Here is a 22,814-nt window from a genome sequence, read left to right on the forward strand (position 1 = left end):
GGGGATGGGGTGTCGCGGGAGGTGACGCCGCGGACCCCGGCGTCACCTCCCGCGACACCCCATCCCCGGCGCCCGCGCCGGTGCCAGAGCCGGTGACCCGGCCGGTGGACGAGCAGCCCACCGCGCACGTGCCCCCGGCGCCCCACCCCTACTTCCCGCCGCCTCCGGAGAGGTCCAGGCGCACCACGCTGATCGCCTCCAGCGTGGCCGGCGTGCTGGTGGCCGGGCTCGTGGCGGGCGGCGTCTACTACCTGACGCGGCCGTCCGGCGAGGCCGGGAACACCGGGGCGAAGCCGGCGGCGTTCCCGTCCGGGCCGCTGCTGGTCCGCATCGACACCGAGCCCGGCTGGCCGAAGACGTGCCACGCCGACATCGGCCTGTTCACGCCCGGCAACGGGTCCGTGAAGACCCTGGTGCGCGGGGACACCTGCGACGTCCTGCCCGAGCGGTCACCGGACGGCAAGCTCATCGCGTTCACCCGCAGCGGGGGCGGCGCCAGCGCGGCGTGGGTGATGAACGCCGACGGCAGCGGCGTCCAGAAGGTCACCGACATCGCGGGCGGACGGGTGACCTGGTCGCCCGACGGCACACGCCTCGCCTACATGGGCCGGCAGGACGGTGCCAAGCAGATCTTCACCATCACCCTGCAGGACCACAAGGTCACCCAGCTGACCCGCGACGACTCCGCGAAGGACGACCCGATGTGGTCGTCCACCGGCAAGCTGGTCTTCTGGAGCAAGCGCGACGGCACCGAGCAGATCTACACCCTCGACCCGAACGATCCCGGCGGCGCCTGGAAGAAGCTGACCAGCGGCGACGTCCGGTCGGTGGACCCCGAATGGTCACCGGACGGGTCGAAGATCGCCTTCACCCGGGGAGCGTCCGACAACAGCGCGATCTGGACGATGAACGCCGACGGGTCCGCGCCGAGCGCCCTGACGTCCGGTGGCGAGCACGACATGGACCCGGCGTGGTCCAAGGACGGCCACTGGATCTGCTACGCGCGGGGAGCGACCACCGACCCGGTGCTGCACGCCGTCCGGGCGGACGGCACCGACGACAAGGTCCTCACCCCGCCGGACCACGTCCTCGGCCACCCGAACTGGTCGTGATCCTCAGCCGGTGATCATGTCGAGGCGGCGCAGGATGACGCCCTCGCGCAGCGCCCACGGGCAGATCTCCAGCTCGGTCAGCTCGAACAGGTCCATCACGGCGTCCGCGACGATCGCGCCCGCGAGCAGCAGCTCGGCGCGGCTCTCCGACACGCCGGGCAGCCCGGCGCGCTCCGCGGACGGCATCGGCGCGAGCTTCTCCGCCCAGTCGGTCACGTCGGCGTCGGACAGGGCGCGGCGCTGGTAGGGCCCCTCGGCGCTGGGCGCCGCGCCCGCGATCCGGGCGAGATGCCGGAACGTCTTGAACGTGGCGACCGCGTGGTCGGCGGCCCCGTACCGGGCGACGTCCCCGACCTGCCGGGCGATCTCCGCCCGGACGTGCCGGCGCAGGTCGCGGATCTCCTCCGGCGGCGGCGGGTCGGCGGTGAACCGGTCGCGGGTGAGCCGGGCCACGCCGAGCGGCAGCGAGATCGCCACGTCCGGCTCCTCGTCGATCCCGGACGCGATCTCCAGCGAGCCGCCGCCGATGTCCACGACGAGCAGCCGCCCCGACGACCAGCCGAACCAGCGGCGGACGGCGAGGAAGGTCAGTCGCGCCTCCTCGTCGCCGGACATCGCGCGGACGTCGATCGACTTGTCGGCGCGGATCCGGGCGAGGACGTCCTCGCCGTTGGCGGCGTCGCGGACGGCGGAGGTCGCGAACGCGACCAGGTCCTCGACGCCCTTGTCCTCGGCGATCTGCAGCGCCTCGTCGACGAAGTCGCGCAGCAGCGCCTCGCCCTCCGCGGACAGGCGGTCGGAGTCGTCCAGGTGGGCGGTGAGCCGGAGATCGGCCTTGTGGGAGAACGCGGGCAGGGGCCGCGCTCCCTGGTGGGCGTCGACCACCAGCAGGTGCACGGTGTTCGAGCCCACGTCCAGCACGCCGAGTCGCATGGTTGCGACGCTACCGGACGCGCATGACCCGGCCGGGGCCGGTTGCGGCTACGGTGGCGGGCATGGGTGAGGGTTCACAGCGGCGGTGGCGAGTACCGCCCGGTCATGTGGCGCTGAAGTGCGCCGGCGCGGCGGCCGTGACGGCGCTCATCGTCCTCTACAGCCACGACCCGCAGTTCCTGTTCCTCGCGGGCGCGGCCGCGATCGGGCTGAACGCGCTGGCGCTGCGCGACCTGGTCGCGCCGGTCCGGCTCGCCGCCGACGGGGACGGGCTCACGGTCGTGTCCGGCTACGCGGGGCACCGCAGCATCGGGTGGGAGGACGTCCGCACGATCCGGGTGGACGAACGCCGCCGGCTCCTGCTGCACACCCGGATGCTGGAGATCGAGACGTCCAACGACCTGCACCTGCTCAGCGCGTTCGACCTCGGCTCCGACGTCCACGACGTCGCCGACGAGCTGTACCGGCTGCGCGCCCGCACGAGCCGCTAAGGCAGCTCGTCCGGCGTCGGGTAGGAACTCTGCGCGCCCCGCTTGCGGACGGCCGCGGCACCCACGCGGGTGGCGTACCGGGCGGCGTCGCGCAGCGCGTCGCCCCGCGCGAGCCGCAGGCAGAGCGCGGCGGTGAAGGCGTCGCCCGCGCCGGTCGTGTCGACGGCGTCGGCCTTCGGCGACGGGATCGCCGTGACGCCCTCGCCGTCGGCGACCACGACGCCGTCGGCGCCGAGCGTGACGACGACCGAGCGGGGCCCGGAGCGGGCCAGCTTCGCCGCCAGCTCCCCGGCGTCGCCGCCGCCGTCCAGGAGGAACGCCGCCTCGTGCTCGTTGACGACGAGCGGGTCGCAGAGGGCGAGCAGCTCGGCGGGGACGGGCGCGGGCGGCGACAGGTTGAGCACGACGCGTCCCCCGGCCCCGGCCGCGAGCCGGGCGGCGGCCTCCACGGCGGGCAGCGGCACCTCCAGCTGGAACGACACGACGGACGCCCCGGCGATCATCTCCCGGGCGGCCTCGACGTTCTCGGGGGTGAGCCGTGCGTTGGCGCCGGGCGAGACGATGATGCTGTTATCGCCGTCCGACCCGACCGTGATCAACGCCACACCGGTCGGCACGCCCGGCGTGACGGCCAGATGGGCGAGATCCACGCCGTCCGCGGCGAGCGCGCCGCGCAGCAGTTCGCCGTGCCCGTCGTCGCCGATCCGCCCGACGATCCCGGCCCGGCCGCCGAGCCGCGCCGCCGCGACCGCCTGGTTGGCGCCCTTCCCGCCCGGATGGACGACCATGTCGGACCCGAGCACGGTCTCCCCCGGCGCGGGCCTCCGCTCGACCCCGATCACCAGATCCGCGTTGACCGACCCGACCACGACGACTTCCCAGCTCTCACTCACGGTGTAACCAGTACAGGTGCGGCGGCGGTTCGCGCAACCGCTGGTCACACGGGGTGGAGCTCCGCCAGGTCCACGGCCTCGGCGAGCGCCTCCACCGACGGGTAGTAGCCGCGGCCGACCAGCTCCCCGCCCCGCGTCACCAGGAACGCGCTGTCCCCGCCCACACCCGCGTACTCCGCCAGAACCCGGTGCGCCCCCGTCAACCGCACCGCCGTCACCCGCAACCCGCCGGGCCCCGCCCAGCTCCCCCGATCACCCTCCACACACAGAACGTTACGGATAATCACTCAACGTGACACAACCGGGTCGCACGTCCGCCGGCTACCGCATCGGCCGCTATGCGCGCCAGGTTGTCTGGGCGCGGGTGATTCGCTCGAAGGCGTCCTTAAAAGCCGTGTAGTGCTCGTTGCCGAGGGTCTGGCGGTGGCGATCCTCGATCGCGGCGAGGATGGCGCGGGCCTTGGCGATCTCGTCGAGGCCGTGCTCGGTGGGGACGATCCGCTTGGCGCGGCGGTCGGCGGGGTCGGGTTCGCGGCGGACGTAGCCGAGCCCGGTCAGCTCGTCCACGATCGTGCCGACGATCTGCTTGTGCTGGCCGGACCGGGCCGACAGTTCGGTCGCGCGCGCCCCGCCGGCGTCGAGGAAGGCCAGTACGGTGCCGTGCCGGGGGCGGACGTCCGGGTGGCCCTGCTCGGCCAGGCGCTCGAACAGCTCCTCCTGCAGCGCCCGCATCAGCCGGCCCGCCAGCATTCCCAGATCGGCTTCCCCGGCACCCTGCGCATTAGTCACGAATGTTGACTATACATCGGTCGTGGGCGCGAGGTCCTTCTGGGCCTCGGCGGCGGCGAGCCGGTCGGTCAGGGCCGCGTGGACGTAGGAGTAGGCGTCCGAGCCCAAGAGGAGGCGGCGCGGCGGGACGTCCTGGGCGGCGGCGTCGATCATCGCGGCGGCGACCTTGGCCTGGTCGCCGGGCATCTGGTCCACGGGCACCCCGTCGCCGCGCATGATCGCCGGGTTGGCCGCGTACGCCTCCTGGGCCGGGGCCCGGTGCGCGGACGAGTAGAACGACGTCCGCACCATGCCCGGCTCCACGAGCGTGGTGCGGACGCCGAACGGCTCCACCTCGGGGGCCAGCGCCTCGAAGAAGCCCTCGATGCCCCATTTGGTGGTGTGGTAGAGCGAAAATCCGGGGAACGCCATCTGCCCGCCCATGCTGGACAGCTGCAGGATCCGGCCGCCGCCCTGCGCGCGCAGATGCGGGAGCACCGCCCGGACGAGCTGGATCGAGCCGGTCAGGTTCGTGGCGATCACGTCGTCGATCTGGGCGTCGGAGAGTTCCTCGGCGGCCCCGGTAACCCCGTAGCCGGCGTTGGACACGACGACGTCGATGCGGCCGAGGTCGGCGAAGGCCGCGTCCACGACCTCGCGGAGCCCGGCGGTGTCGGCCACGTCCAGGGGGCGGACCCAGAGCCGGTCCCCGTATCCGGCGAGATCGGCGAGCCGGGCGGGGTCGCGGAGGGTTGCGGCGACGCGGTCGCCGCGGGCGAGAAGCTGCTCGGTCAACTCGCGGCCGAGGCCGCGGGACGTACCGGTGATGAACCATGTCTTCATGTCTCCATGACACGGCGGCGGCCGGGGATCATCAACGCGCAGGACGGGTACGGTCAACAGGCGCAGCCTGTCGATCGAGGTGGCCCATGGAGCTTCGGCAGTTGGAGTACGTGCTGGCCGTCGCGGAGGAGCTGCACTTCGGGCGGGCGGCCGAGCGCATGCACGTGGCGCAGCAGTCGGTGAGCGAGCAGATCCGCCGGCTGGAGCGGGAACTCGGCGCGCCGCTGTTCACCCGCACCAGCCGCCGCGTCGCCCTCACCACGGCCGGGGAGGCGTTCCTGCCCGAGGCGCGCCGCACGGTGGACGCCGCCCGGCACGCGCTGGACGTCGGGCGCCGCGCCGCGCACGGCGGCACCGAGGTCCGCGTCGGGTACGCCGACGATCTCGGGTCCCGGCTGTTCGGGCTCGCGGTGCCTCGCGTCCCGTCCATCACGGTGGCGCCCCGGCCGATGACGACGCCGGAGCAGCTCGCCGCGCTCACCGAGCACCGCCTCGACCTCGGCCTGTGCTGGACGCCCGACCTCCCGCCCGGACTGGCGAGCCTGCTCGTCGCGCGCGAGCCGCTCATCGCCGCGCTCGCGGCGGGCCATCCCCTGGCGGGCGAGCCGACGCTGGACCCGGCGCGCCTGTCGCACGAGCCGCTCACCGTCGTCCCGCGCGACGTCAACCCGGCACTGCACGACCGGATCATCGGGCAGCTCACGACGCGCGGCGCGACCGTCAGCGTCCACCAGGAGATCCCGAGCCTCGACCGGATGCTGCCGCTCGTGCTCACCGGCGCCGCCATCGCGATCACGTCACCGAGCGCGGCGGCGGCGCACCCGTCGCCCGGCGTCGCGTACCGGTACTTCACCGACCCGAGCCCGGAGATCGACTGCCGCCTCGTGTGGCGGCGCGACGACTCCGGCGCTGCGGTCGCGCGGCTCGTCGAGGTCGTCCGCGAACTCCGCGACGGCGGCGCCCTTCTCCCGCCGGAACTCAGGGATTGACCTGGACCAGATCGGTTCCCAGGAGGTCGGCGAGGGCCTTCAGGTCGGGGGTCAGGTGGCCGGTGGCCAGGGCCCAGTGGTGGGAGATACCGGTGGCCGACCACGCGTCGGTCCACTCGCCCGGGTCGCAGCCGAAGTCGACGCGGGACGTGGTGTTGCCGATCCGCAGCAGCGGCCCGTCCACGGTCTCGCCCTCGGACGCGACGAACGCGAACCGGCCGTCCCGGCGCTGGACGATCCCGAACGCGGTGACCGGGCCGTGCCGGACGTCGAACTCCACCGACACGCCGTAGCCGCGCTTGCCGTGGTAGACGCCGAGGCCGCGCAGCAGCGGGCGGCGGGCGCTGATCGCCAGGTGCGCGGGCCCGTCGTGGCCCATCTCGACGTGGCCGCGCCGGAAGTCGAGGGCCTGCAGTTCGGTGAACGAGCCGCCCGCGCCGAGCCGGTCGGCGATCAGCATGGCGAGGGACGTGCGCAGCTCGTACTCGCCGGCCGCCGGGACGCCGCGCGCGGTGAGCAGGGAGGCGCCGAGGATCATGCCGGCGCCGAGCCGCTCGTGGATCTCGCCGTCCAGGCCCCGGTGGTAGTAGGCGAGGCTGTCGAGCCCGAAGTCCTCGGCGAGGTGGTCGAGGCCGGCGGCGACGCGGGCCGCCCAGGTCAGGTCGTCGTCGTTGACGGACCCGTCCAGCTCGAAGATCTTCTCCGCCTCCGCCTTCTTCGCCGCCGCCTCGGCGTCCGTGACCTTCTCCACCCGGACGCGCAGGTCGTCGAACTCCAGCACCTCGACGTGCCCGCCGAAGTTGGCGCTGACGAGGGTGAGGTCGGTGGAGACGTCCAGCATGCCCGGGTAGAGGTGGCCCATCAGGCCGTGCCGCCCCCCGCGCAGCGCGGCCCGGACCCCGGCGGCCCGCACCCAGCGGCCGATCTTCGCCCAGGCCCGCTCGTCCTCCAGGTATCCGGAGACGGAGCGGAACGGGACGCCGCAGCGCTCGAACGCGTTCGCCATCTCCGGCAGCGGGCAGGCGCCGCAGTAGGCGAGCCACTGCCCGGTGTCGAACGTGGCGTGGTCCATCGACTCGGTCGGCTGCAGGTTGATCAGCAGGACCGGTGCGTCCGCCCGCTGCGCGACCGGGACCAGCATCGACGCGGTCATATAGGTCGTGAGGAAGCCGACGATGATGTCGCAGCCGGCGGCGCGGAGCTTCTCGGCCGCCGCCGCGCCCTCCTGCGCGTCGGAGATGAAGCCCACGTCGACGACCTCGGCGCCGAGCCCGCGCATCCGCTCGGAGACGCGCTCGGCGGACCGCTTCAGCTGCGGCAGCAGGTCGGGGAACTGCGGCCAGTACGCGCCGAGGCCCCCGGCGACGAGACCGACCTTCACGGACGATGCGGTGGGTGCGAACTTCTCGGCCTGGTCCATCGTTGTCCCTTCGGGTTCCTTTTGGTCGAGCGGGCCCTGCAGGACGGCCGGCGGCCCGGTTGGGGACGGTGCGGCGACGGACGTGTGTGAGCGCCGCCGCACGGTCCGGGCCGCCGGCCGTCCTCCTGTCACCGGTCAGCGCAGGAAGGCGGCGGCCACGCCCGCGTCGACGGGGATGTGCAGCCCGGTGGTGTGGGTCAGGTCCCCGCCGGTGAGGGCGAAGACGGCGGCGGCGACGTGCTCGGGCAGCACCTCGCGCTTCAGCAGCGTCCGCTGGGCGTAGAACTCGCCGAGCTTCTCCTCCTCGACGCCGTACACGGCGGCGCGCTTGGCGCCCCAGCCGCCGGCGAAGATGCCGGAGCCGCGCACCACGCCGTCCGGGTTGACGCCGTTGACGCGGATGCCGTGCTCGCCCAGCTCGGCGGCCAGCAGCCGCACCTGGTGCGCCTGGTCGGCCTTCGTCGCGCCGTAGGCGATGTTGTTCGGCCCGGCGAACACCCCGTTCTTGGACGCGATGTAGACGATGTCGCCGCCCATCCCCTGCTCGACCATCACACGGGCCGTCTCGCGGGACATCAGGAACGAGCCGCGCGCCATGACGTCGTGCTGCAGGTCCCAGTCGGCGGTGGTCGTCTCCAACAGCGGCTTGGAGATCGACAGGCCGGCGTTGTTGACGACGAGGTCAACGCCGCCGAACGCCAGGACCGCGTCCCGGACGGCGACGGCGATCTCGTCCTCGGACGTCACGTCGGCGCCTGCTGCGACCGCTACGTCCGACGCACGCAGGGCGTTCGCGCCGATCTCGGCCGCGACCTTCTCGGCTGCGGCCACGTCCCGGTCGGCAACGACGACGCAGGCGCCCTCGGCGGCGAGCTGGCGGGCGGTGGCCGCACCGATGCCCGAGCCGCCGCCGGTGACGACCGCGACGCGGGTCGCGAGCGGCTTCGGCTTCGGCATCCGGCGGAGCTTGGCCTCCTCCAGCTCCCAGTACTCGATGCGGAACTTCTCGGCCTCGTCGATCGGCGCGTACGACGACAGCGCCTCCGCACCGCGCATCACGTTGATCGCGTTGACGTAGAACTCGCCGGCGACGCGCGCGGTCTGCTTGTTGGCGCCGAACGAGAACATGCCGACGCCTGGGACGAGGACGATCGCCGGGTCCGCACCGCGCATCGGCGGCGAATCCGGAAGGGCGTGCCGGTCGTAGTAGGCCGCGTACTCCTCCCGGTAGGCGGCGTGGAGTTCCTTCAGGCGGGCCTTGACGTCGTCGAGGGGGGCGTCCGGCGGCAGGTCCAGGACCATGGGGCGGACCTTGGTGCGCAGGAAGTGATCCGGGCAGGACGTTCCGAGCGCCGCGAGCCGGGGATGCTCGGCGCGCGAGACGAAGTCGAGGACGGCCTCGCTGCCGGTGTAGTGCCCGACCTGCGGCCGATCGGTGGACGCCAGGCCCCGGAGCAGCGGGAACAACGCCGCCGCGCGGGCGCGCCGCTCGTCCTCCGGCAGCACCGGGTGGATCACCTCGCCGAACGGGTCGGCCTTGCCGTGCTCGGCGATGTACGTCTCGGCGGTGCGGATGATGTCGAGCGAGTTGGCCTTGCACTCCTCGCTCGTCTCGCCCCACGCGGTGATCCCGTGCCCGCCGAGGATCACCCCGATCGCCTGCGGGATCGCGCGCTTGATCTCCGCGATGTCCAGCCCGAGCTGGAAGCCGGGACGCCGCCACGGCACCCACGCCACCCGGTCGCCGAAGATCCGCCGCGTCAGCTCCTCCCCGTCGGCGGCCGTCGCGATCGCGATGCCGGAATCGGGGTGCAGATGGTCGACGTGCGCGGCCTCGACCAGGCCGTGCATGGCGGTGTCGATGGACGGCGCCGCGCCGCCCTTGCCGTGCAGGCAGTAGTCGAACGCGGCGACCATCTCGTCCTCGCGCTCGACGCCCGGGTAGACGTCCACGAGGGCGCGCATCCGGTCGAGCCGCAGCACGGCGAGACCCTTCTCGGTGAGGGTGCCGAGGTCGCCGCCGGAGCCCTTCACCCACATCAGCTCGACGTCGCGAGCCGTCACCGGGTCGGTGACGGTGCCCTTCGCGGACGCGTTGCCGCCCGCGTAGTTGGTGTTGCGCGGGTCCGAGCCGAGGGTGTTGGCGCGTTCCAGCAGCTGCTCCACCTCGGGCGAGGTGGAAGTCATCGGTTCCGTCTCCTTCATCAGGCGCCCCAGCCGGCGGCCTGGCCGTCCTTGCGCTCCTCGGCGACCCGCTCGAAGTAGCCGGACGCCTTGTAGGCCGCGACCGGGTCCGGGTGCAGGCCCATCTCCTCGCGCAGCTCGGCGAGCAGCGGCCGGACGTCGGTGTTGTAGGCGTCCATGAAGACCGCGTTCGCTTCGAGGACGTCACCGGACTGCTGCGCGGCCCGCAGCGCGTCCGCGTCCACCAGCAGCGCCTTCGCCGTGGCCTCCTGGACGTTCATCACCGACCGGATCTGCCCCTGGATCTTCGGCTCGATGTTGTGGCACTGGTCGAGCATGAACGCCACGCCCGCCCCGGCGTCGTAGCCGCCGCCGCGCACCACCTCGTACATGATCCGGAACAGCTGGAACGGGTCGGCGGACCCCACCATCAGGTCGTCGTCGGCGTAGAAGCGGGAGTTGAAGTCGAACCCGCCGAGCTTCCCCTCGCGCAGCAGGAACGCCACGATGAACTCGATGTTGGTGCCGGGCGCGTGGTGCCCGGTGTCCACCACGACCTGCGCCTTCGGGCCGAGCTTGACGCAGTGCGCGTAGGAGGTGCCCCAGTCCGGCACGTCGGTCATGTAGAAGGCGGGCTCGAACAGCTTGTACTCCAGCAGGAACCGCTGGTCGTCGCCGAGCCGCTCGTACACCGCCGCGAGGGCCTCGGCCATCCGGTCCTGGCGGGTGCGGATGTCGTCCTGCCCCGGGTAGTTCGTCCCGTCGGAGAACCACAGCTTCAGGTCGCGGGACCCGGTCAGGTCCATGATGTCGACCGCTTCGAGGAGGTGGTCGAGGGCCTTGCGGCGGACGGCGGCGTCGGGGTTGGTGACGCTGCCGAGCATGTAGTCGTCGTCCTGGAACACGTTCGTGTTCACCGCGCCGATCCGCACCCCGCACTCCTCGGCGTGCGCGGCCAGCGCGGCGTAGTCGTCCACCTTGTCCCAGGGGATGTGGACGGCCACGCTGGGCGCGACGCCGGTGAAACGGTGCACCTGCGCGGCGTCGTCGATCTTCTCCTGCGGGGTGCGCGGCACGCCCCGCTGGGCGAAGACCTTGAACCGGGTCCCCGAGTTCCCGTACGCCCACGAGGGAGTTTCGATCTGCTGGCGGCGCAGGGCGTCCTTCACCGCGCTGGTGTCGTTCACGGTTACCTCTTTCAATCCAGGTGGAAGACCTCGGTGAGCGGCCACATGCCTTCGTCGGGGCGGCCGTCGAGGTCCTCGAAGTACTGCGCCATCTCGGCCTGCCATCGGGCGTTGACCTCGGTGCGGGCCATCGCCTCCTGGGCGGCCTCGAAGTCGTCGGTCTCCAGGTAGCCGACGAGGAGGCCGTCCTCCCGCAGGAACAGCGAGTAGTTGTGCCAGCCGGTGTCGCGCAGGGCGTTCCGCATGTCGGGCCAGACCGCCTGGTGGCGCAGCTTGTACTCCTCCAGGCGGTCCTGCCTGACCTTGAGCAGGAAGCAGACTCGCTTCATGTGATCAGAAGTGGTACTCGTCGATGTTCTTGGCGTCGAAGACCGTGGGCGGGCCGAGGATGACCTCGCCGTTGGCGCCGATCGTGCGCTCGCCGAGCTTGCCGGCCTTGAACTTCTCGCCCTGCGCGCCGGTGATCTGGCCGGACGACAGCGCCCCCGCCGCGTAGGCGGCCAGGTAGCCGAGGTTCTTGGGGTCCCACAGCTCGAATTCCTTGACCGTGCCGTCCTTGACGAACTTGCGCATCTGGTCGGGGGTGCCGAGGCCGGTCAGCGCGACCTTGCCCTTGTACTTGGAGCCGGAGATGTAGCGGGCCGCGGCGGCGATGCCGACCGTGGTCGGCGAGATGATGCCCTTGAGGTTCGGGTACGCCTGCAGCAGCCCCTGCGTCTGCTGGAACGACTTCTGGTCGTCGTCGTCGCCGTAGGCGACCTTGACGAGCTTCATCTTCGAGTATTCGGGCTTGCCGAGCTCGTCCTTCATGAACTTGATCCAGGTATTCTGGTTCGTGGCGTTCGCCGTCGCCGACAGGATCGCGATCTCGCCCTTGTAGTCGAGCTGCTCGGCGAGGAGCTTGACCTCGCTGCGGCCGATCTCCTCCGAGCTGGCCTGGTTGATGAACACGTCCCGGCAGTCGGGGTTGGTGTCGGAGTCGTAGGCGACGATCTTGATGTTCTTGGCCATCGCCTGCTTGAGCGGGCCGCACACCGCGTTCGCGTCGTTGGCGGCGATCAGGATCGCGTCGTGCCGCTGCTGGATGAGCGTGTTGATGTAGGAGACCTGCGAGGACGCGGACGCGTCCGACGGGCCGACCTCCTTGGCCTCCGCCTCGAACTCCTCGGCCGCCTCGATGCCGGCCTTGTCGACGATCGTCTCGTAGGGGTTGTTGACCTGCTTAGGCAGGAACGCCAGCTTCAGGCCCTTCTTCATCGGCGCGTTCGGGTTCGCCGTGGCGTTGCCGCCGGCGGCCTTGGCGTCCCCGGAGTCGGAGTCGTTCTTGGTGGTGCCGCCGCAGGCGGCCATGCTGAGGGCCAGGACGCTCGCCGTGGCGACGGCCGCCAGCCGGCGCGGAGCGCGCAGACGAATGGTCATCACGTTGCCTTTCGGGGGTGGAGTGGGACGTGTCAGGGCGCGGCGGTGGCCGCGGGTCGCGCGCCCCGCCGCCTGCCCTGTGTCTCGCGGACCACGGCGATCAGCCGCGGGGTGAGGACGCTGACGATGAGCAGCAGCCCGGTGACGATCGACTGGACCTCGGTGGAGACGTCGTTGAGCATCAGCAGGTTGCGGAGCAGGCCGATGAGCAGCACGGCCGCGATGACGCCGCCGAGCGTGCCCTTGCCGCCGTCGAAGTCGATGCCGCCGAGCAGCACCGCCGCGATGACGGTGAGTTCGAGCCCGAGGCCGTTGTCGGCGCGGGCGCTGCCGTAGCGGAGCGTGTAGACGACGCCGGCGAACCCGGCGACCAGGCCGGACACCGTGAACAGGATCAGCTTGATGCGCTTGACCCGGATGCCGGCGAAGTAGGCGGCGTCCTCCTGCGCGCCGATCGCGAACAGCGACCGCCCGATGCCGGTGGCGTGCAGGACGATGCCGGTGGCGATGGCGAGCACGATGAACAGCGCGATCGGGTACGGGATCGGCGTGCCCGGGATGGACGAGGTGGCGAGGTCGGTGTAGGCGAACGGGAACTCGGAGATGGCCCCGGTGCCGAGCGTGACGTAGGCGAGGCCCCGGTAGAGGGTCATCGTGCCGATCGTCACGGCGAGGGACGGCAGCCCGAGCTTCGTCACGAGCAGCCCGTTGACCAGGCCGCAGACGATCCCGACGACGAGCACGATCGGGATGATCGTCTCGATGGCCATGCCGCCGTCCCACATCTTGCCGGTCAGCGCGCTGCACAGGCCGAGGATGGAGGCCACCGACAGGTCGACCTGCCCGCACACGACCAGCAGCGTCATCGGCAGCGCGATCAGCGCGATCTCCGACAGGTCGTCGAGGGCGAACGACAGGTTGCCGTTGCTGGCGAAGTCGGGCGAGAACCCGGCGCCGCCGGCGAACACCACGATCAGCAGGGCGGTGACGGCGGTCTCCCACCGCATCAGCCCTCCGAGGCGGCTCATGACCGTCCCTCCTTCTTCTCCGGAGCGGCCTCGCGATGGGCGGCCGATTCGAGCGACCGCTGTTTCAGCGTCCGGGTGACGCGCAGCGCCAGCAGCCGGTCCACGCTGATGGCCAGCAGCAGGAGGACGCCGGTGATCGCGTCCTGCCAGAACGAGTTGACCTTGAGGACGACCAGCACGCTGCCGATGGTGGTGAGCAGCAGGCCGCCGAGCGCCGCCCCGTACACCGTCCCGACGCCGCCGGTGATGGCGACTCCGCCGACGACGACGGCGCTGACGACGGTCAGCTCCCAGCCGTGCGCGGCGTCCGCGACGACGGTGCCGAACCGGCCGAGCCACAGCACCCCGGCGAGCCCGGCGAGCGCGCCGCTGACCAGGTAGGCGGTGAGGACGCGGCGGCGGATCGGCACGCCGGCGAGCCGCGCGGCCTCCGGGCTCGACCCGATCGCGTAGAACTCGCGCCCGGACGAGTAGGACCGCAGGTAGTAGCCGACCCCCAGCATCACGACAACGGTGATGATCGGCAGGTAGGGGACGCCGAGGATCCCGTCGTTGCCGAGCTTCAGCACCGAGGACGGCAGTTCGGCGGCGCCGATCTGCTGCCCGTGCGCGATGCGGTAGTCGAGCCCCTGGATCACGTACAGGGTGCCGAGCGTGACGACGAGGGCGGGGACGCGGCAGAAGCTGACGAGCAGCCCGTTGACCAGCCCGCACGCCAGCCCGATCGCGACGCCGAAGACCAGGACGAGTACGACGTGGTGGTCGCCGGCGGCGGCGAACTTGCCGGCGCTGAACGCGACGAGCCCGACGACGGACCCGACCGACAGGTCGATGTTGCGGGTGACGACGACCACCGTCTGCCCGACGGCGAGCAGCACCAGGATGGAGGCGTTGAGGAAGATGTCCTTGACGCCCTGCCCGGACAAGAACCGCGGGTTCGCGATCGTCGTGCCGACGACGAGCAGGACGAGGCCGCCGAGAATGCTCATCTCCCGGGCGCGCAGCACCAGCTCGACCAGGCGCCGCCCGCCGCCCGCGGGCCCACCCGCCCCACCCGGCCGCGCCGGGCTCTCAGTGAGTACGGTCATCAAGCCGCCCTCCCCGTCCCAGCGCGGCCGGTGGCGGCGGCCATTACGGTCTCCTCGGTCGCGTCCGCGCGGGCGATCTCGGCGGTGAGCCGGCCCTCGTGCATGACGAGGACGCGGTCGGCCATGCCGAGCACCTCCGGCAGGTCGGAGGAGATCATCAGCACCGCGAGGTCCTGCGCGGCCAGCTCCGACAGCAGCCGGTGCACCTCGGCCTTGGTGCCGACGTCGATGCCGCGGGTCGGCTCGTCCACGATCAGCACGGCCGGCTCGGTGGCCAGCCACTTGGCGAGCACGACCTTCTGCTGGTTGCCGCCCGACAGGACGCCGACGGCGTCGGAGAGGCGGGAGTACTTGAGCTGGAGCCGCAGCCCCCAGTCGGCGGCCCGGTCCCGCTCGACCTTCCGGGAGATCAGCCCGGCGCGGCCGGTCGCGCGGCGCAGCGCCTTCAGCTGGGTGAGGCCCATGTTCCGCTCGATGGACATGTCCATGACGAGGCCCTGCTGGCGGCGGTCCTCGGGGACGAGCGCGAGCCCGGCCGACATCGCGGCGGTGGGGCTGCCGGGCGGCAGCGCGCGGCCCTCGACCTCGACGGCCCCGGCGTCCCAGCGGTCCACGCCGAAGATCGCGCGGGCGACCTCGCTGCGGCCGGCGCCGACCAGCCCGGCCAGCGCGACGATCTCGCCGCGGCGGACCTCGAACGAGACGTCGGTGAACGCGCCCTCGCGGGTCAGCCTGCTGACCTTCAGCGCGACCTCGCCGGGCGTCACATCCTGCTTGGGGTAGAGGGCGTCGAGGTCGCGGCCGACCATCCGGCGGACGAGGTCGTCGGCGGTGATGTCCGCGACCTCGTCGGTGGCGATGAAGGTGCCGTCGCGCAGCGTCGTGACGCGCTCGCACAGCTCGAAGATCTCCTCCAGCCGGTGCGAGATGAACAGCACCGCGCAGCCCTGCTCCTGGAGGGTGCGGGTCACCGCGAACAGCCGGGCGACCTCCTGGCCGGTGAGCGCGGCGGTGGGCTCGTCCATGATGAGGACCCGCGCGTCCCGGGAGATGGCCTTGGCGATCTCGACGACCTGCTGGTCGGCGATGGACAGGCCGCGGGCGGGCTGCTGCGGGTCCAGCGCGACGCCGAGCCGCTCGAACAGCTTCGCCGTCTCGGCGTGCATGGCGCGGCGGTCGATGCGGCCCAGCCCCGTTAGCCGACCACGGGCGCGGGGCTGGCGGCCCATGAAGATGTTCTCGGCGACCGACAGGTCGGGGAACAGCGTGGGCTCCTGGTAGATGACCGCGACCCCGGCGGCCTGCGCGTCGGCGGGGCCGTGGAAGTCGGCCGGCTCGCCGTCCACCCGGACCTCGCCCGCGTCGGGGCGGTGCACCCCTGCGAACGTTTTTACGACCGTGGACTTGCCCGCGCCGTTCTCGCCGGCGAGTGCGTGCACCTCGCCCGCGTGCAGCTCCAGCGTGACGCCCTGCAGGGCGCGCACGGCGCCGAACGACTTGCTCACGTTGACCAGCGCCAATGTCGGCGGTGCCGACCGGCCCGGTGCGCTCATGGCGGCCCTCCTCGCGGGGGACGTCGGTGACCTGTGAATGAAAAACGTTTTAAGAAGATGTCGCGGAGGACGCTAGATGTGACCCGGAGCACCCGTCAAGAGGGAACCTGCCCCACGACCCGGCCGGACGCCGTCCAAACCCCGCCCATGCAAGGGCGGAAGACGTTTTCGAAGTCGCCCCGGCCGGGACCGGCCACCCGGGTTCGGGGGTTCGCCGTCGCGACTCTGGGGTTGACACGTTTTAATGCCATGACCCAAAGTGAGCGGCGACACAGGCGGACGGACCGGGGGCACACGGATTGAGCACAGACGACGGCGCCGAACGTCCCGCGCTGAGCCGGACGGTCGGCATCAAGCAGGTCGCGGCGCACGCCGGCGTCTCCCCCGGCACCGTGTCCAACGTGCTCAACCGGCCCGAGCGGGTGGCCGAGGCGACCCGCGCCCGCGTCGAGCAGGCGATCCGCGAGCTGGGCTTCGTCCGCAACGGCTCGGCGTCGACACTGCGCGCCGGGCACAGCAGCACGATCGGGCTGATGGTCCTCGACCTCGCCAACCCGTTCTTCACCGACGTGGCGCGCGGCGTGGAGGACATCGCCAGCGAGCGCGGCTACGCGGTGCTGCTGTCGTCGTCGGGCGAGTCGGCGGAGCGGGAGCAGCGCAACCTGCGGGTGTTCGCCGAGCAGCGGGTCCGCGGCGTCCTGCTGACCCCGGTCGGCGACGACGGCGAGACCGCCGACCGGCTGCGCGAGCGCGAGGTCCCGGTGGTGCTGCTCGACCATCCGACGCCGCGCGCCAACCAGTGCTCGGTCGCCGTCGACGACGTCGCGGGCGGCGAACTCGCGGCCGGCGAGCTGCTGGCCGGCGGGGCCCGCACGATCGCGTTCGTCACCGGGCCGATGGTGCTGCGGCAGTGCGCCGACCGCCGCAAGGGCGCGCTGCGGGCGCTGCGCGCCGCCGGGCTCGGCCGGGACGCGATGCGCGAGGTCGCGGTCGGCGCGATGAACGCGCGGTCCGGGCAGGAGGCGGCGGGGCGGCTGCTGGCGGACGGCCTGCCGGACGCGATCTTCTGCGCGAACGACCTGCTCGCGCTCGGCGTGCTGCGCGTGCTGCTGCAGGCGGGGATCAAGGTGCCGACTGACGTGGCGCTGATCGGGTACGACGACATCGAGTTCTCGGCCGCGGCCGCCGTCCCCCTCAGCTCGGTGCGGCAGCCCACCTACCAGCTCGGCCGGATCGCGACCGAGCTGCTGCTGGAGGAGTGCGACGCGTCCGGCGGGCACGCCCACCAGCAGGTCATGTTCCAGCCCGAGCTGGTCGTCCGCGAGTCCAGCCGCTCCCCCGGAGGCGCCTCATGAAGGTCGCGCTGTTCCTCACCTGCGTCAACGACACGATGTATCCGGACACGGGCAAGGCGATGGTGCGGCTGCTGCGGCGGCTCGGCCACGACGTCGAGTTCCCCGAGGCGCAGACGTGCTGCGGGCAGATGCACCTCAACACCGGCTACCGGGACCAGGCGCTGCACCTGGTGAAGGGGTTCGCGGAGACGTTCGAGCCGTACGAGGCGGTCGTGGCGCCGTCCGCATCATGCGCGGCCATGATCCGCGAGTGGCATCCGAAGCTGGCGCCGCGCACCGCCGGGGTCGCCTCGCGGGTGTACGAGCTGTCGGAGTTCCTGGTGGACGTCCTCGGCGTCACCGACGTCGGCGCCTGGTTCCCGCACCGCGTCACCTACCACCCGACGTGCCACTCGCTGCGCATGCTGCACGTCGGCGACCGCCCGCTGCGGCTGCTGCGCGAGGTCCGCGGCATCGACCTGGCCGACCTGCCGGACGCGGCCGAGTGCTGCGGGTTCGGCGGGACGTTCGCGCTGAAGAACGCCGAGGTGTCGGCGGCGATGTGCGCCGACAAGGTCACCGCCGTCCGGGAGACGAAGGCGGAGGTGCTGTGCGCGGCCGACAACTCGTGCCTGATGCACATCGGCGGCGCGCTCACCCGCACCCGCGCCGGGGTGCGGACGATCCACCTGGCCGAGATCCTCGCGTCGACGGAGGAGGACCCGTCATGAGCATGCCCACGTACGTCGGGATGCCGTCGTTCCCGGACGCGGCGCGGGAGGCCGTGGCCGACACGCGGCTGCGCGGCAACCTCGCGCACGCGACCACCACGATCCGGAACAAGCGCGCCGGCGCGGTCGCCGAGCTGGACGACTGGGCCGCGCTGCGCGAGGCGGGCAAGCAGATCAAGGACCACGTCCTGGCGAACCTCGGCCACTACCTGCGGCTGCTGGAGGAGAGGGTCACCGAGGCGGGCGGGACGGTGCACTGGGCGCGGGACGCGGCCGAGGCCAACCGGATCGTCGCGGACCTGGTGAAGGCGACCGGCGAGACCGAGGTCGTCAAGGTCAAGTCGATGGCCACGCAGGAGACCGGTCTCAACGAGTTCCTGGCGGAGGAGGGCGTCACCGCCTACGAGACCGACCTCGCGGAGCTGATCGTCCAGCTCGGGGACGACCGGCCGTCGCACATCCTCGTCCCGGCCATCCACCGGAACCGGTCCGACATCCGCGACATCTTCCTGCGCGCGATGGAGGACGCCCCCGCGGACCTGACCGACTCCCCCGCCGCGCTGGCGGAGGCCGCCCGGCGGCACCTGCGCGCCAAGTTCCTGTCGGCGAAGGTCGGGGTGTCGGGCGTGAACTTCGCGGTCGCCGACACCGGCACGCTCGTCGTCCTGGAGTCGGAGGGCAACGGGCGGATGTGCCTGACGCTCCCCGAGACGCTCATCTCGGTGATGGGCGTGGAGAAGATCGTGCCGAGCTGGCGGGACCTGGAGGTGTTCCTGCAACTGCTGCCCCGCTCGTCCACGGCCGAGCGGATGAACCCCTACACCTCCGCCTGGACGGGCGTCTCCCCCGGCGACGGCCCGCGCGACTTCCATCTCGTCCTGCTGGACAACGGCCGCACCGACACCCTCGCCGACGAGGTGGGCCGGCAGGCGCTGCGCTGCATCCGCTGCTCGGCGTGCCTGAACGTGTGCCCGGTCTACCAGCGCGCGGGCGGCCACGCCTACGGGTCGCCGTATCCGGGGCCGATCGGCGCGATCCTGTCGCCGCAGATCAGGGGCATCGGGTCGGACGTGGACGCGTCCCTGCCCTACGCGTCGTCGCTGTGCGGGGCGTGCTTCGAGGCGTGCCCGGTCGCGATCGACATCCCCGAAGTGCTCGTCCACCTGCGGGCGCGCGCGGTCGCGAAGGGGCCGCGGCATCCCCTCGAACGGGTCGCGATGACGGCGGCCGGGTGGACGCTGCGCTCCCCGACCAGGCTCGCGCTCGCGCAGCGCGCCGCGTCCGCGAGCCGCCGCATCGTGGCGCGCGGCGGCCGGATCCGGCGGCTGCCCGGCCCGCTCAACGCCTGGACCGAGACGCGGGACGCGCCGGCCCCGCCACCGGAGTCGTTCCGCGCCTGGTGGGCCCGGACGGACGGTGGCCGGAAGGAGGAGGGCGAGTGAACGCGCGCGAGGAGATCCTGCGCCGGATCGACGGGATCGTGCCGACCCGGCCCGCCGACGAGGTCGCGGCCTCCTATGACCGGATTGACCGCGCCTACCTGCGGCGCCACCACGAGGACGGCATTCTCGACCTGTTCGCCGAGCGGGTCGCCGACTACCGCGCGACCGTGCTGCGGGTGTCCGCGCCCGATCTCGCCGCGACGGTCGCGGAGCGGCTGGCGGCCCGTTCCGGCTCGTACGGTGTCCCGGCCGATCTGCCTTCGGAGTGGACGTCGGCGACGGACGCGCCGCTCGTCCGCGACTTCTCCGTGGCGTCGCTCGACACGCTGGCGGGCGCGGTCACCGGCTGCGCCGCCGCGATCGCCGAGACCGGCACGATCGTCCTGGACCACGGCGCCGCGCAGGGGCCGCGCGCTCTGTCACTCGTGCCCGACTACCACCTGATCGTGGTGCTCGCCGAGCAGGTCGCGCCGGACGTGCCGGAGGCGCTCGAACGGCTCGCCCCGTCCCGTCCGCTGACGTTCGTGTCGGGCCCGTCGGCGACGAGCGACATCGAACTCTCCCGCGTCGAGGGCGTGCACGGCCCTCGCACACTGGAGGTGCTGGTCGTCGAATGAGCGAAGCGACTTTCGCGGCTGTTGATCTTGGGGCGTCCAGTGGGCGGGTGATGGCCGGGCGGGTTGGTTCCGGGGTCCTCGAATTGGACGAGGTTCGCCGGTTTCCGAATCGTCCGGTGCGGGTCAACGGCACCCTGCACTGGGACATCCTGGGTCTTTACGGGAACGTGCTGGACGGGCTGCGGGACGCGCCGGCCGGGCTGGCGTCGGTCGGGATCGACTCGTGGGCGGTCGACTACGGGCTGCTCGACGCCGGCGGCACCCTGCTGGGCAACCCCGTCCACTACCGCGACGCCCGCACCGACGGCGTGATGGACCGCGTCCGCGCCGAACTGGGCGACGACCTTCTCTACGGGGCGTCCGGGCTGCAGTTCCTCCCGTTCAACACGATCTACCAGCTCGTGGCGGACGACCTGTCGCGGGCGAGCACGATGCTGCTCGTCCCCGACCTGCTGGCCTACTGGCTGACGGGCGAGGTCGGCGCGGAGCGCACCAACGCGTCCACAACCGGCCTCCTGGACGTGCGCGACGGCACCTGGTCCGGCGACCTCCTCGCCCGCCTTGGCATCCCCGCGACGCTCCTCCCGCAACTCCGCGAGCCCGGCTCGGTGATCGGGACGCTCCGCCCGGACGTGGCGGCCGAGACCGGCCACGGCGCCCTCCCGGTCACGGCCGTCGGATCACACGACACCGCGTCGGCCGTCGCCGCCGTCCCCGCCACCACCGATCGGTTCGCCTACATCTCCTGTGGCACCTGGTCGCTGGTCGGCGTCGAACTGGACGCGCCCGTGCTGACCGAGGCGAGCCGCAAGGCCAACTTCACCAACGAGGGCGGAGTCGACGGGACCGTCCGCTACCTGCGCAACGTGATGGGCCTGTGGCTGCTCCAGGAGTCGCTGCGGGCCTGGGGGAACCCCGACCTGCCGGCCCTGCTCGCCGAGGCCGCGGACGTCCCCGGCCTGCGCTCGCTGATCGACCCCGACGACCCGGAGTTCCTGCCGCCCGGCGACATGCCGTCCCGCATCGCCGCGCACTGCCGCCGCCGCGGGTTCCCCGAGCCGGCCGGCCGCGCGGGGACCGTCCGCTGCATCCTGGACAGCCTCGCCCTCGCGCACCGCGTCACGTTGCGACAAGCCGCGGCCCTTTCCGCCGTCGATATCGAGGTCGTGCACCTGGTGGGCGGCGGCAGCCGCAACGACCTGCTGTGCCGGCTGACCGCCGAGGCGAGCGGCCTGCCGGTCGTGGCGGGCCCGGTCGAGGCGACCGCCCTCGGCAACGTGCTGGCCCAGGCCCGCGCCCACGGCGCCGTCGGCGGCCTGGCCGAGGCCCGCGCCCTGGTCGCCGCCACGCAGCACGTCCGCCGCCACGCCCCGTCCGGCGGCGAGTCCCGGTGGCGGGAGGCCGCCGTCCGCCTCGGCCTGGAAACCTGAGCCGGCCCCCGGATGTCACGACGCCGCGACGGTTTACCCACCCGAGGTTGACATGGGGCTCCCGAGGGCCGTTCATAGCTATGTACATACGGTCACGAGGAAACCGCCCAGGTGGGGATCAGGCGCGGTCGGAGCCGTGTTGCCCCGCCTTATTGACGTTCTACCCGATAAGGTGATCTCGCAATTCTCTGAGACCACCACGAGAAGCATGATCACGGCGTATCGACCGCCTGTCGCTGTTGGGATGTGGACATGCAGGGTCGTGCGGCGCGCGAGGCCGGGGGCTCCGGCAACGCTCCGCTGGTCGGCCGACGGGACGCGCTGCGGGAGATCGACCGCGTCCTGGACGCGGCCGCGGGCGGCTACGGCTTCCTGGCGATGGTCGGCGAACCCGGCGCCGGCAAGACGCGGCTTTTGAACGAGCTGGCCGACGGCGCGATCGCGCGCAAGCTGCCGTTCGTGGCGGGGCGCGCGGCCGAGTTCGAGCAGGAGATGCCGTTCGGCGCGGTGGTCGACGCGCTCGACGACCGTCTCGAAGAGCACACCCTGGGCCTGCCGCCGGGGGCGCTGCGGCTGCTCGGCCAGGTGTTCCCCGCGCTGGCCGACCTGACCGGCGAGCCGCCGTTCGCCTCCCCGGAATCGCAGGTCGCGCGGTACCAGCTGCACCGGACCGTCCGGCACCTGCTGGAGGAGCTGGCCGAGCCGTCCGGGCTGGTGCTGATCCTGGACGACCTGCACTGGGCCGACGACGCGACGATCGAACTGCTGGACCATCTGGTCCGGCACCCGCCGCGCGCCCGGGTGCTGGTCGCGGTCGCCTACCGGCCCGCACAGGCGTCGCCCCGGCTGGCGGCGCTGGTGGACGCGGCCGGCCCGCAGGGCGTGCGGGTCGGTGTCGAGTCGCTCTCGCAGAGCGAGGTGCGCGAGTTCCTCGGGCCGGACGTCAGCCGGTCGCGGTGCGAGTCGCTGTTCAAGGCCTCCGGCGGCAACCCGTTCTACCTGGAGGCGCTGGCCAAGATGGCCGACGGCGCCGCGCCCGTGGCCGGCAACGGCCTCGACCGGCACTGGGAGAAGGGCGTCGCGAACCTCACCGAGGTGCCGCCGGCGGTGCGGGCGGCGCTGCAGGTCGAGCTGAGCGCGCTGCCGCCGCAGGCGCTGGCGATGGCGCGCGGCGCCGCCGTCGCCGCGGACGTGTTCGAGCCCGCGCTCGCCGCCGTCGCCGCGGAGATGGAGCAGAACGCCGCGCTCACCGCGCTGGACGTGCTGACCGGCCACGACGTGGTGCGGCCCGCGCCCGGCGGCCGGTTCCGGTTCCGGCACCCCCTCGTCCGGCACGTCGCCTACGCCTCGAC

The 22,814-nt window shown here is 72.5% G+C and carries 22 protein-coding genes; 9 read left to right on the forward strand and 13 right to left on the reverse strand.

Annotated features, from left to right (window positions below; genetic code table 11):
* Nucleotides 1-1,112: TolB family protein (locus HUX53_RS32125; RefSeq protein ID WP_369009224.1), on the forward strand; the 1,112-nt coding region annotated here is incomplete at its 5' end.
* Nucleotides 1,113-1,115: 3 nt separating this feature from the next.
* Here the strand turns inward: HUX53_RS32125 and HUX53_RS32130 are convergent.
* On the reverse strand, nt 1,116-2,045 hold the full coding sequence (locus HUX53_RS32130; protein WP_176406969.1) for a Ppx/GppA phosphatase family protein: 930 nt from the start codon (nt 2,043-2,045) through the stop codon (nt 1,116-1,118).
* 62 nt (nt 2,046-2,107) lie between these two features.
* Here HUX53_RS32130 and HUX53_RS32135 point away from each other — a divergent pair, with 62 nt between their 5' ends.
* Entirely contained in the window at nt 2,108-2,536 is a 429-nt protein-coding gene (locus tag HUX53_RS32135) for a PH domain-containing protein (protein WP_176406970.1), read from the forward strand.
* Here HUX53_RS32135 and HUX53_RS32140 read toward each other — a convergent pair.
* The 4 genes from HUX53_RS32140 to HUX53_RS32155 form a co-directional block, all read right to left on the reverse strand.
* Nucleotides 2,533-3,429 carry a ribokinase gene (locus HUX53_RS32140; protein WP_176406971.1) on the reverse strand — a complete coding sequence of 299 codons (897 nt, stop codon included), beginning with the start codon at nt 3,427-3,429 and terminating at the stop codon, nt 2,533-2,535. The two genes, HUX53_RS32135 and HUX53_RS32140, sit on opposite strands and share 4 nt — an antisense overlap.
* A gap of 44 nt (nt 3,430-3,473) precedes the next feature.
* Nucleotides 3,474-3,692, reverse strand: a complete 219-nt coding sequence (locus tag HUX53_RS42755; protein ID WP_176406972.1) for a hypothetical protein — start codon at nt 3,690-3,692, stop codon at nt 3,474-3,476.
* A 73-nt stretch (nt 3,693-3,765) separates the two neighbouring features.
* Nucleotides 3,766-4,218, reverse strand: coding sequence for a MarR family winged helix-turn-helix transcriptional regulator (locus HUX53_RS32150; RefSeq protein ID WP_309237537.1), 453 nt, complete (start codon nt 4,216-4,218; stop codon nt 3,766-3,768).
* A 9-nt stretch (nt 4,219-4,227) separates the two neighbouring features.
* Nucleotides 4,228-5,040: an SDR family oxidoreductase gene (locus HUX53_RS32155; protein WP_176406973.1), complete on the reverse strand. Its 813-nt coding sequence runs from the start codon at nt 5,038-5,040 to the stop codon at nt 4,228-4,230.
* An 86-nt stretch (nt 5,041-5,126) separates the two neighbouring features.
* Here HUX53_RS32155 and HUX53_RS32160 point away from each other — a divergent pair, with 86 nt between their 5' ends.
* A complete protein-coding gene (locus HUX53_RS32160) occupies nt 5,127-6,029 on the forward strand; it encodes a LysR family transcriptional regulator (RefSeq protein WP_176406974.1) in 903 nt (300 codons plus the stop codon).
* Here HUX53_RS32160 and HUX53_RS32165 read toward each other — a convergent pair.
* From HUX53_RS32165 to HUX53_RS32200, 8 genes are all read right to left on the reverse strand, one after another.
* Nucleotides 6,019-7,449: an L-fucose/L-arabinose isomerase family protein gene (locus HUX53_RS32165; RefSeq protein WP_176406975.1), complete on the reverse strand. Its 1,431-nt coding sequence runs from the start codon at nt 7,447-7,449 to the stop codon at nt 6,019-6,021. The two genes, HUX53_RS32160 and HUX53_RS32165, sit on opposite strands and share 11 nt — an antisense overlap.
* Before the next feature lie 135 nt (nt 7,450-7,584).
* On the reverse strand, nt 7,585-9,636 hold the full coding sequence (locus HUX53_RS32170) for a bifunctional aldolase/short-chain dehydrogenase (protein WP_176406976.1): 2,052 nt from the start codon (nt 9,634-9,636) through the stop codon (nt 7,585-7,587).
* Between the two features lie 17 nt (nt 9,637-9,653).
* On the reverse strand, nt 9,654-10,820 hold the full coding sequence (gene rhaI, locus HUX53_RS32175; RefSeq protein WP_176406977.1) for an L-rhamnose isomerase: 1,167 nt from the start codon (nt 10,818-10,820) through the stop codon (nt 9,654-9,656).
* 11 nt (nt 10,821-10,831) lie between these two features.
* Nucleotides 10,832-11,149 carry an L-rhamnose mutarotase gene (locus HUX53_RS32180; RefSeq protein ID WP_176406978.1) on the reverse strand — a complete coding sequence of 106 codons (318 nt, stop codon included), beginning with the start codon at nt 11,147-11,149 and terminating at the stop codon, nt 10,832-10,834.
* Between the two features lie 4 nt (nt 11,150-11,153).
* Nucleotides 11,154-12,239, reverse strand: coding sequence for a rhamnose ABC transporter substrate-binding protein (gene rhaS / locus HUX53_RS32185; RefSeq protein WP_176406979.1), 1,086 nt, complete (start codon nt 12,237-12,239; stop codon nt 11,154-11,156).
* Between the two features lie 32 nt (nt 12,240-12,271).
* Entirely contained in the window at nt 12,272-13,267 is a 996-nt protein-coding gene (locus HUX53_RS32190) for an ABC transporter permease (protein ID WP_176406980.1), read from the reverse strand.
* Entirely contained in the window at nt 13,264-14,355 is a 1,092-nt protein-coding gene (locus tag HUX53_RS32195; RefSeq protein WP_176406981.1) for an ABC transporter permease, read from the reverse strand. The genes HUX53_RS32190 and HUX53_RS32195 overlap by 4 nt, the downstream gene beginning before the upstream one ends.
* Nucleotides 14,355-15,908 carry a sugar ABC transporter ATP-binding protein gene (locus tag HUX53_RS32200; RefSeq protein WP_176406982.1) on the reverse strand — a complete coding sequence of 518 codons (1,554 nt, stop codon included), beginning with the start codon at nt 15,906-15,908 and terminating at the stop codon, nt 14,355-14,357. Before HUX53_RS32200 ends, HUX53_RS32195 begins: the two co-directional genes overlap by 1 nt.
* A gap of 299 nt (nt 15,909-16,207) precedes the next feature.
* Between HUX53_RS32200 and HUX53_RS32205 the strand changes: the two genes are divergently transcribed.
* The 6 genes from HUX53_RS32205 to HUX53_RS32230 form a co-directional block, all read left to right on the forward strand.
* Entirely contained in the window at nt 16,208-17,263 is a 1,056-nt protein-coding gene (locus HUX53_RS32205) for a LacI family DNA-binding transcriptional regulator (RefSeq protein ID WP_255205853.1), read from the forward strand.
* Nucleotides 17,260-17,973 (forward strand): (Fe-S)-binding protein, encoded by a 714-nt coding sequence (locus HUX53_RS32210; RefSeq protein ID WP_176406983.1) that lies wholly within the window; start codon nt 17,260-17,262, stop codon nt 17,971-17,973. Before HUX53_RS32205 ends, HUX53_RS32210 begins: the two co-directional genes overlap by 4 nt.
* Complete coding sequence (locus HUX53_RS32215; RefSeq protein WP_176406984.1) at nt 17,970-19,415, forward strand: LutB/LldF family L-lactate oxidation iron-sulfur protein; 1,446 nt, start codon at nt 17,970-17,972, stop codon at nt 19,413-19,415. The genes HUX53_RS32210 and HUX53_RS32215 overlap by 4 nt, the downstream gene beginning before the upstream one ends.
* On the forward strand, nt 19,412-20,032 hold the full coding sequence (locus HUX53_RS32220) for an LUD domain-containing protein (protein ID WP_176406985.1): 621 nt from the start codon (nt 19,412-19,414) through the stop codon (nt 20,030-20,032). Before HUX53_RS32215 ends, HUX53_RS32220 begins: the two co-directional genes overlap by 4 nt.
* Nucleotides 20,029-21,462, forward strand: coding sequence for a rhamnulokinase family protein (locus HUX53_RS32225; RefSeq protein WP_176406986.1), 1,434 nt, complete (start codon nt 20,029-20,031; stop codon nt 21,460-21,462). The genes HUX53_RS32220 and HUX53_RS32225 overlap by 4 nt, the downstream gene beginning before the upstream one ends.
* Before the next feature lie 252 nt (nt 21,463-21,714).
* A partial coding sequence (locus tag HUX53_RS32230) for an AAA family ATPase (RefSeq protein ID WP_176406987.1) occupies nt 21,715-22,814 on the forward strand: 1,100 nt, incomplete at its 3' end.

The sequence above is a fragment of the Actinomadura sp. BRA 177 genome (assembly GCF_013372625.1).
Lineage (GTDB): Bacteria > Actinomycetota > Actinomycetes > Streptosporangiales > Streptosporangiaceae > Spirillospora.

Coding starts and splice junctions, on each gene's coding strand:
- HUX53_RS32190 (WP_176406980.1), bottom strand. CDS start 13,267: ATGAGCCGCCTCGGAGGGCTGATGCGGTGGGAGACCGCCGTCACCGCC.
- HUX53_RS32165 (WP_176406975.1), bottom strand. CDS start 7,449: ATGGACCAGGCCGAGAAGTTCGCACCCACCGCATCGTCCGTGAAGGTC.
- HUX53_RS32200 (WP_176406982.1), bottom strand. CDS start 15,908: ATGAGCGCACCGGGCCGGTCGGCACCGCCGACATTGGCGCTGGTCAAC.
- HUX53_RS32195 (WP_176406981.1), bottom strand. CDS start 14,355: ATGACCGTACTCACTGAGAGCCCGGCGCGGCCGGGTGGGGCGGGTGGG.
- HUX53_RS32210 (WP_176406983.1), top strand. CDS start 17,260: ATGAAGGTCGCGCTGTTCCTCACCTGCGTCAACGACACGATGTATCCG.
- HUX53_RS32135 (WP_176406970.1), top strand. CDS start 2,108: ATGGGTGAGGGTTCACAGCGGCGGTGGCGAGTACCGCCCGGTCATGTG.
- HUX53_RS32155 (WP_176406973.1), bottom strand. CDS start 5,040: ATGAAGACATGGTTCATCACCGGTACGTCCCGCGGCCTCGGCCGCGAG.
- HUX53_RS32170 (WP_176406976.1), bottom strand. CDS start 9,636: ATGACTTCCACCTCGCCCGAGGTGGAGCAGCTGCTGGAACGCGCCAAC.
- HUX53_RS32180 (WP_176406978.1), bottom strand. CDS start 11,149: ATGAAGCGAGTCTGCTTCCTGCTCAAGGTCAGGCAGGACCGCCTGGAG.
- HUX53_RS32225 (WP_176406986.1), top strand. CDS start 20,029: ATGAGCGAAGCGACTTTCGCGGCTGTTGATCTTGGGGCGTCCAGTGGG.
- HUX53_RS32160 (WP_176406974.1), top strand. CDS start 5,127: ATGGAGCTTCGGCAGTTGGAGTACGTGCTGGCCGTCGCGGAGGAGCTG.
- HUX53_RS32130 (WP_176406969.1), bottom strand. CDS start 2,045: ATGCGACTCGGCGTGCTGGACGTGGGCTCGAACACCGTGCACCTGCTG.
- HUX53_RS32215 (WP_176406984.1), top strand. CDS start 17,970: ATGAGCATGCCCACGTACGTCGGGATGCCGTCGTTCCCGGACGCGGCG.
- rhaS (WP_176406979.1), bottom strand. CDS start 12,239: ATGACCATTCGTCTGCGCGCTCCGCGCCGGCTGGCGGCCGTCGCCACG.